Source organism: Dyella sp. ASV21 (assembly GCF_016428975.1).
In the GTDB taxonomy this organism is placed as follows: domain Bacteria; phylum Pseudomonadota; class Gammaproteobacteria; order Xanthomonadales; family Rhodanobacteraceae; genus Dyella.
Genome location: NZ_JAELTT010000107.1, coordinates 1 through 8,923, shown reverse-complemented (window position 1 = coordinate 8,923; position 8,923 = coordinate 1). Strand labels below are relative to the sequence as shown.

6 protein-coding genes are annotated in these 8,923 nt (G+C 65.1%); 4 read left to right on the top strand and 2 right to left on the bottom strand.

Annotated elements, in window-relative coordinates:
* Positions 1–1,003: GntP family permease (locus tag JHD67_RS20220; protein ID WP_199100969.1), on the bottom strand; the 1,003-nt coding region annotated here is incomplete at its 3' end.
* Positions 1,004–1,180: 177 nt separating this feature from the next.
* On the opposite strand from JHD67_RS20220, the gene JHD67_RS20215 reads away from it, so the two are divergent.
* The 3 genes from JHD67_RS20215 (at position 1,181) to JHD67_RS20205 (ending at position 7,847) form a co-directional block, all read left to right on the top strand.
* A complete protein-coding gene (locus tag JHD67_RS20215) occupies positions 1,181–3,406 on the top strand; it encodes a TonB-dependent receptor (protein ID WP_199100968.1) in 2,226 nt (741 codons plus the stop codon).
* Positions 3,407–3,427: 21 nt separating this feature from the next.
* On the top strand, positions 3,428–4,447 hold the full coding sequence (locus JHD67_RS20210; RefSeq protein ID WP_199100967.1) for a PHB depolymerase family esterase: 1,020 nt from the start codon (positions 3,428–3,430) through the stop codon (positions 4,445–4,447).
* Between the two features lie 97 nt (positions 4,448–4,544).
* A complete protein-coding gene (locus tag JHD67_RS20205; protein ID WP_199100966.1) occupies positions 4,545–7,847 on the top strand; it encodes a PAS-domain containing protein in 3,303 nt (1,100 codons plus the stop codon).
* Here the strand turns inward: JHD67_RS20205 and JHD67_RS20200 are convergent, their stop codons facing one another.
* On the bottom strand, positions 7,848–8,504 hold the full coding sequence (locus tag JHD67_RS20200; protein WP_199100965.1) for a response regulator transcription factor: 657 nt from the start codon (positions 8,502–8,504) through the stop codon (positions 7,848–7,850).
* Between the two features lie 131 nt (positions 8,505–8,635).
* Here JHD67_RS20200 and JHD67_RS20195 point away from each other — a divergent pair.
* The coding region (locus tag JHD67_RS20195) for a D-(-)-3-hydroxybutyrate oligomer hydrolase (protein WP_233172132.1) at positions 8,636–8,923 on the top strand (288 nt) is incomplete at its 3' end.

The following is an 8,923-nucleotide window of genomic DNA, read 5'->3' as shown; positions in this document are numbered from 1 at the left end:
CGCCAAAGCCATATTCGGAAGCGGTATTCATGGAGGCCAGCAGCGCACCGGCGATGGCGGTCTTGCTGCCTTCCACGAAACGCTGAGTCACCGAACGCCAGGCAAACAACAGCACACAGGCAATGCCTGCGAGCAGCGCGCCTTCCACCGCCCAGATCGCGGCGACTTTGGAAATCTCCTGCATCACCGGCTTTACATCGCCGATCACGGCGGGTGCGAACGAGTGGCTGGCGCCGTAGAGCTTGGGGATGGCATCGCCGAGCACCTTGTTCGCCACGCCCACCAGCACCAGTGGCAGCAGCGCTATCAGCGGATGCGCCAGCTTGCCGCCTTGGAACGGCGTCGGCTCATTCACCAGCGAGGTGCCATAGCCTTCGCCCGCCGCCGCCGCCTTGCGTCGGCGCGATTCGAGATACAGCAGGCCTACCGCCAGAATGAAGATCCCGCCCAGCACACCCAGCCACGGCGCCGCCCAGGCATTGGTGCCAAAGAAGGCGGTGGGAATGATGTTCTGGATCTGCGGCGTGCCCGGCAGCGAATCCATGGTGAAGGTGAACGCGCCCAGTGCGATGGTGCCGGGGATGAGTCGCTTGGGAATGTCCGACTGGCGAAACAGCTCAGCCGCAAACGGATACACCGCGAACACCACCACGAACAGCGACACGCCGCCGTAGGTGAGCAACGCACACACCAGCACGATGGACAGCATGGCGCGACTGCGCCCGACCAACCCGATGGTGCCCGCCACGATGGCCTTGGAGAAGCCCGACAACTCGATCAGCTTGCCGAACAACGCGCCGAGCATGAACACCGGGAAATACAGCTTGAGAAAGCCCACCATCTTGTCCATGAACAGGCCGGTGAACATGGGCGCCACTAGCGTTGGATCGGTAAGCAGGACCGCGCACAGCGCCGCAATGGGCGCAAACAGGATCACGCTGTAACCGCGATACGCCGCCAACATCAGAAAACACAGTGCGGCCAGCACGATCAAAAATGCCATGAGTCAATTCCCGGGACACCCATCATGGGCATCGTTGGGCGGCGAGTATCCAAAGGCCCGCCCCGTCACGGCACTGTACGAAGGTACAAGTGTGACGCCCGATTTCGCTGCCTAAGCTCCAGGGCATTCGGCATCCTGGGTCCGCAGGATGCGACAAAGCGAGGGGAGTTGGGGGATATGAAGCGCACGCACCTGAGTCTGGCTATCGGTCTTGTTGTAGGTTTTTCCTGTCTTGCGGTGGTGCATGCGGATGACGCCCCGCAGAACGCAACGACCAGCTCCACGGCCAATCCGGCCCAAGCCAAGCAGCTGGAGGGCGTCAAGGTCACCGCCCGAAAGCGCGAGGAAACGCTGCAGGACGTGCCCATCGCCGTCAGCGCCTTCACTGCCCAGAGCCTCTACAACCAGAACGTGCAGAACCTGGGCGACCTGCAGGGCAAGGTGCCTTCGCTGCAGGTGTACGCGGCGCGCGGCTCCAACACCACCTTGACCGCTTATATCCGTGGCGTGGGTCAGGCCGACCCCACCTGGGGCTTCGACCCGGCGGTGGGCATCTACCTCGATGACGTGTATCTGGCGCGTCCGCAGGGCGCGTTGCTGGATGTATTCGACACCAACCGCATCGAAGTGCTGCGCGGTCCGCAAGGTTCGCTCTACGGCAAGAACACCATCGGTGGCGCCATCAAGTACGTCTCCAACCCGCTTCCCACCCAGACGCAAGGCGCGGTGGAAGGCACCGTGGGCATGCATGGCGAAAAGGACATCAAGGCCAATGTCGGTGGCGCCACTTCCGATGGCGTGTGGCGCGGGCGCATTGCCTATGCCAGCCAGCACAACGATGGCTTCGGCGAGGATCTACTCACCGGTAGCCGCAACGGCAACAAGAACACCAATGCGGCGCGCGCTTCGCTGGGCTTTTTCCCCAGCAGCACGTTCAATGCCCAGCTCACGGTGGATGGCTTGCGCGACAACTCCAATCCGCGCGGCGCCAAGATGCTCATCGCCAACAAGTACGATGCGGCCTATGCGCCGTTGTCGAGCGACTTCGATACGCGCAGCGGCATGCCGGCGATCAACCAGACCACGCTGTGGGGTACCGGCCTGACGCTCAATTGGATCGTGAGCCAGGACTGGTCGCTCAAGTCGATCACCGCCTATCGCGGTTCGTCCACCAACACCAATATCGACTTCGACACGTTGCCGGAGAAGATCGCCGACGTGGCGGCGGTATACAAGGATCACCAGTTCACCCAGGAGCTGCAGGCCAACTACGACAGCGGCGGCACCGTGCATGGCGTGTTCGGCCTGTACTACTTCGACGGCACTGCCAAGGGATCGATCCACAACATCTTCCTCGGCTCGCCGCCGTATTACCCGCTGTTCTCGCAGTACGGCAGCACCGGCGGCAGCATCGGCACCAAAAGCTACGCCGGCTATGGCGACTTCACCTGGGACATCAGTCCGCAGTGGAGCCTGGACGTAGGCGTGCGCTACACCAGCGAGAAGAAGTCGGCGGTGATCCAGAACTACGCGTTCGCCAACGAAAGCTTCACCACGCCGGTGGCGACGCTGGCGAACTTCAGCGGTTCCCATACCTCGCACAACGTGTCGCCCAAGGTGTCGCTGGATTACGCCGCCACCGATCAAATCAAGCTCTACGCCAGCTACAGCGAAGGCTTCCACTCCGGCGGCTACAACATTCGCGCCAACTGCTCGGCGATTCCCCAATCCTGCCGCCCGATCGCGGACGAAAAAGTAGAGTCGTACGAGCTGGGCAGCAAGATGTCGTTCTTCGACGACAGCTTGATGATGAACACCGCGCTGTTCCGCAATGTGTACTCGGACATCCAGCTCTCGGTATTCACCTCCTACACCTTGCCCAATGGGGCACAGGGCTTCTTCGGTGACTTCACCAACGCCGGCAAGGGTCATATCGACGGCCTGGAAGAGGAGTTCGCGTGGAAGCCCGCGGAGAACTGGACCTTCAGCGGCAACTTTGCCTACCTGCATACCAAGTACACGCAATTCATGAGCAGCGGCGTCAACATTGCCGACCAGCAGCGCTTCACCAATGCACCCAAGTGGTCGGGTGGCTTGAACCTGGAGCACACCATTCCGCTGGATAACGGCGGCAGCGTAAGCGGTCGCATCAACTACACCTACCAGACCAGCGTGTATCCGGAGACCACGTTGTCGCCGCTGATCATGCAGCCGTCGTATGGTCTATGGAACGCAGGCGTGATCTGGCGCATCAACCAGCCGTGGACGTTGAGCCTGCAAGGCAGCAACCTGGCCAACAAGTCCTACCGCACCACGGGCTACAACATCGCCGCGCTGGGCATCGTCACGGGTTACTACGGCGCGCCGCGCATGGTGACGCTGTCGGCCCGCTACACGTTCTGAACTCACTCGCAGGAGAAGCGCATGCGCCGTCTGGCCAGTCTGTTGTTCGTCATGAGTTGGCTGGCCGGCGTCGCCTGCGCCGACGAAGCTGCTCCGCTGCCCAGGCTCACGCTGGATGCGGCCAAGGTCGCGGTGGCGGGGTTGTCCTCGGGTGCATACATGGCTACGCAGGTGCAGCTTGCTTATCCGGAGCTGTTTCCTTCGGCCGCGTTGGTGGCAGGCGGCCCCTACGGTTGCGCCAACGGCCGCCTTGACCTGGCCCTCAGTACTTGTATGAAGGGCGTGCCCGCGCCGGATGCGGCCGCGCTGGCGGCGCGCGCGGTGCAACGTGCCTCGGCGGGGGAGATCGGCGCACTGACGCAACTGGCGCATGGCAAGGTGTATGTGTTGCACGGCAAGGACGACGCCGTGGTGGCGCCATCGGTGGCGGAGGCCGCCGCGGCGTTCTACGAGCATGTGCGCGACAGCTCCCTGGCGCTCAGGGGCCTGCAGGTGCATGACGATGGCGCGCGCGCCTTTGCGCACAATCTGCCCATTGCCGCGGGTGGCGACGATTGCGATAAATCGGTGTCGCCGTACCTGGGGCACTGCGGTTTCGATGCGGCGGGTGAGATATTCCTCCAGATGTTCGGCAAGCCGTCGCGCACGGCGGATATCGCCAAGGGGGAGCTGCGTCGCTTCAATCAAGACACGTATCGCCCGGCGGGCGTCGATGCGTTCCTCGCCAGCGAGGGCTACATCTACCTGCCGCCGGATTGCCTGGCTGGCAAAGCCTGCGGTTTATTGGTGGCATTCCACGGCTGCAAGCAGAACGTGGACACGGTGGGCGAAGCGTTCGTCAAGGACGCGGGCTTTAACCGTTGGGCCGACGTTTACGATGTAGCGGTCCTGTATCCTCAGACCCGCGCGAGTACCGCGCCCTTGAATCCGCAAGCATGCTGGGACTGGTGGGGATATTCCGGAGCCGATTACGACAGCCGCCAAGGTGTGCAGCTGCGTTGGCTGGTCACGGCCGTGAAGGCACTGGGCCTGCCGCATTGAGCCGCACTCCCCCTGGGGGAGTCGTTGGCCGGTATAGGCACGTGAGCGCGTTCGCCGATTTCAATGGCGCCCCCGGTTCCGCGCGGATGATCGCCGCATGCTGACCGGCGCCACCATCACCACGGCCGCGCTGGTCTGGCTCGGCCTGTTGTTCGGCGTGGCCCTGGTGGGAGAGCGCCGCCCTGCATGGTTCGAGCGGCGCTGGGCGGTGGTCTATGCGTTGTCGTTGGCGATCCACTGCACGTCCTGGACCTTCTACGGCACCGTGACGCAGGCCAGCCGTTCGGGCTGGTGGCTGCCGCCGACGTTTGTCGGCGCCATCTTGATGTACGTGTTCGCCATCACGGTGCTGCGACGCCTGGTGCAACTGGCGCGCGACTACAACGCCGGTTCGCTGGCCGACCTGATTGCAGTGCGATTGGGCCGTCACACCGGGCTGGCCGCGCTGGTGACCGTGGTGGTGCTTATCGGCATCGTGCCGTACATCGCCCTGCAGCTGAAGGCGGTGGCGATGAGCTACGGCATGCTCAGCCGCGGGCAGCTGTCGGAGGCCGATCCCTGGCAGGACAGCGCACTCTACGTCGCCTTGCTGATGGCGTTGTTCGCCATGCTGTTCGGCACGCGGCGTGCCTCGGCGATGGCGCATAACCGCGGCCTGGTGCTGGCGATGGCGTTCGAGTCGTTGTTCAAGCTGGGCGCGATGCTGGCCCTGGGTACCTTGCTGTTGTCCCCGACCAGTCGCGCGCTGATGGCGAGCGCACCGGTGCAGCATGACAGCAACGGATTCCCCGCCCTTATCCTGCTCGGGGCGCTGGCGATGATTACCTTGCCGCATCAGTTCCATGCAGGGGTGGTGGAATGTCGCGACAGCAGTCACCTGCGTACAGCGCGCTGGTTGTTTCCGCTGTACATGCTGCTGATCTCGCTGCCGATCCTGCCGCTGGCCAAGCTGGGCGACGCATGGCTGGGATCGGGAGGGGTGCCTTCCGATCTGTATGTGCTGGCCTTGCCGCTGGCGCGCGGGCAGCATGGGCTTGCGTTGCTGGCGTTTCTTGGCGGCCTTAGCGCGGCGACGAGCATGGTGGTGGTGGCCACGCTGGCCTTGAGCTTGATGATCGTGAACCACTTCATCGCACCGCTGCGCGTGCGCGCGGGTTGGGGGCGCGACGAGCGCGGCGATCTGCGCGGCGAGGTGCTCAATCAGCGGCGCGTGGCGATCCTCGCGGTGATCTTGCTCGCTTGGGGCTATAGCCGCGTGCTGGCGCGCAACGATGCCTTGGCCGATATCGGCGCGATTTCGTTCTCCGCGCTCGCGGGGCTGGCGCCGGCGTTGCTGGCGGCGGTATATCGCCCGCAACTGGGGCCGCGCGCCGTGGCCGCGGGATTGGCGGCGGGCACGCTGGTGTGGCTGTACGTGTTGCTGCCGACCCTGCAGCCGCATCACCTGGGTTGGCTGCGCGATGGCCCGCTCGGGCTGGCCTGGCTGTCGCCCGATGGTTTGTTGGGCCTGGGCGATTGGAGTCGGCTGGGACGGGCGGTGGTGCTGAGCCTGCTGGCGAACGTGGCGATCATGTCGGCCGTGGCGGGTTCGCGCTGGAGCCAGTCGCCGCGCGCGACTAGCGTGGGGGACCTGGGCATGGCGGAGTTGCGGGCGTTGGCCATGCGCTTCTTGCCGGCCGAGCGCGTGGAGCATCTGTTCGACGATGCGCCCAGCAACGGCGTCGCGGGGCATACCCGCGTGGCGGCGGTGGAGCATGACTTGGCGGCGGTGATCGGGGCATCGTCCGCGCGCTTGCTGCTGGAACTTGTACGGCAGCAGGGGCGCGCCGAGCTGGATACCGTGGCGGCCATTGTCGATGAGGCCGCACAGGATCTGCGTTTCAACCAGCGCGTGCTGGAAGCGGCGCTGGAGAACATGAGCCAGGGCATCTGCGTGGTCGATGCCGATTTGCGCCTGGTGGCGTGGAATAGCCGCTATGCCAGCCTGTTTGGTTATCCGCGCGAGCTGCTGCAAGTGGGGCGTCCGGTGGCCGATCTCACGCGCTACAACATCGAGCGCGGCATGATTGGGCCGGGTGTGCTGGAAGACCGCGTGGAACGCCGGCTCATGCACATGCGCTCCGGGACGCAGCATCTTTCCGAGCGGCAATTTCCCGATGGCACCACGGTGGAGATTCGCGGCAACCCGATGCCCGGCGGCGGTTTTGTCGCCACGTTTACCGACGTCACCGCTTTCCGTCGTGCGGAAGATGCGTTGAAGGCGGCCAACGAAACCCTGGAGTTGCGGGTGGAGGAACGCACGCGCGCGCTGGCCGAGGCTACGGATGATGCGCAGCGTGCCAATGCCGCCAAGAGCCGCTTTCTTGCCGCGGTCAGTCACGATTTGATGCAGCCTTTGCATGCGGCGCAGTTGTTTGCGCACACCTTGGCCGAGCGCGGCAGCGACCATGACACGGTGCGTCATCTGCATGGTGCGCTGGCGGCCACCGAAGGCCTGCTCGCCGGCTTGCTCGACATGGCGCGCCTGGAGTCCGGCCGATTGCAGGCGCAGCCTCGCGAGTTTGCGCTGGCCGACGTGCTCGATCCGCTGGCGGCCGAGTTCCGCGCGATGGCAGGCGATCGCGGTATCCGTTTTGACGTGGTGAGCACCCGCCTGTGGGTCCATTCGGACCCCCAGCTGTTGCGCCGCGTGCTGCAGAACTTTCTTTCCAACGCCTTGCGCTACGCAGAGGGCGGCCGCGTGCTGCTTGGCCTGCGTCGCCGTGGCACGCAATTGCAGGTGCAGGTGTGGGACAACGGCCCGGGCATTCCATCGGCGGAGCAGCGTTGGATCTTCGAGGAGTTTCGCCGTGGCAGCGCGGCGGGCGGGCAGGGCCTGGGGTTGGGGCTATCGATTGCGCAGCGGATGGCAGCGTTGCTTGGCCATCCGTTGGGCCTGCGGTCATGGAGTGGTCGCGGCAGCGTGTTCGAACTGAGCGTGCCGCGGGTCGCGCCGTCCAGCGCACCGATCAAGGAGGCCGCGTCGTTGCATCCTTTGCCGGCGGGGCGGGCGCTGGTGCTGGACAACGAGCCGGCGGCACTCTCGGCCTTGAGCGCGCTGCTGACCAGTTGGGGTTGGCAGGTGCATGCCGCGCGCACGCTGGAGCAAGCGCAGGCGGCGCCCTGGCAGCCGGATCTGCACATTTTCGATTACCACCTGGACGCCGGCCGCACCGGTCTGGATGTGCTGCACGAACTCGGCGACATGAGTCGGGATGTGCCCACGGTCATTCTTACCGCGGATCGCGACAACGAGCTGCGCCAGCGCCTGCTCGATCGTGGCCTTGGCGTGCTCTACAAGCCACTCAAGCCGCTGGCGTTGCGACAGGTGTTGCAACGGGTGGCGGTGGCGCAGCGTTGATCAGCGCATGGCGCCGTCGCTCAGATCCAGCGAACGCAACAACACACCGGCCTGGGTGCGATTGCGCACGCCGAGCTTCTCGAAGATGGCGGTGACGTGCGCCTTGACGGTGCGTTCCTGGATGGTCAGCCGATCGGCGATCTGCTTGTTCAACAGGCCTTCGCCGAGCAGGGCGAGCACGCGGTACTGCTGTTCGGTCAGGCGGGCCAGCCGGCTGGCCAGGTCGACATCGGCGGGGTCGGCCGGTAGCGCGGCCAGCGCTTGCGCCAGGTCGCGCGGTAGCCAGTTGCCGCATTCGAGCACGCTGCGAATCGCTTGCGCGATATCGCCGGGGCTGGCGCTCTTGGGAATGTAACCGGCCGCGCCGTGATCCAGCGCCCGGCGCACGATGCGAGGTTCTTCGTGCGCCGATACCACCAGTACCGCCACGCCCGGATGTTGCCCACGCAAGGTAGCCAACCCCGACAAGCCCTGGCTGCCCGGCATGTGCAGGTCGAGCAGTACCAGGTCGATGTCGGTGTCATGCGCGAGGATGTCGAGCACGCTGGCGAGATCGGCGGCCTCCACCACGCTGCAGCCTTGCACGCTCTCGTTGGCGGCCTGGCGCAATGCAGCACGGAACAGGGGGTGGTCGTCGGCGATGAGCAGGCGTGTCATGGGCGCCGACGTTAGCGGGGCAGGCGGCCGGCGTCGAGGTCGGAAAGTCATGCCGTCACTTTGTCGTGCCCTGCGCTGTGCTGGACTTTCGTACGATGGTGAGGTTGCTCCCGCTTGCTAAGGTGGACGGCATGACCAATCACATTTCCCGTTGGATGCTGCTGCTCGCGCCTTTGCTGGTGTCGTGCGCGGTCACCCCCGCAACCAAGGAGCCGGGCATGCACATCCCTGATTTCGTGCGTGGCGAGGTGCGTGTCACCGAGCACCGCGATGGCGACGACCTGCTCAGCGCGGGCCTGGGCCTGAGCGGGCTGGCCGGTGCTCCGGCGCCGTTTGCGCATTCGCTGCAGCCGACGCCGCAGGAGTTGCGTCGACGCGCCATCCAGACCAGTTGGAAAGGCATCGCCGATCTGGGACCT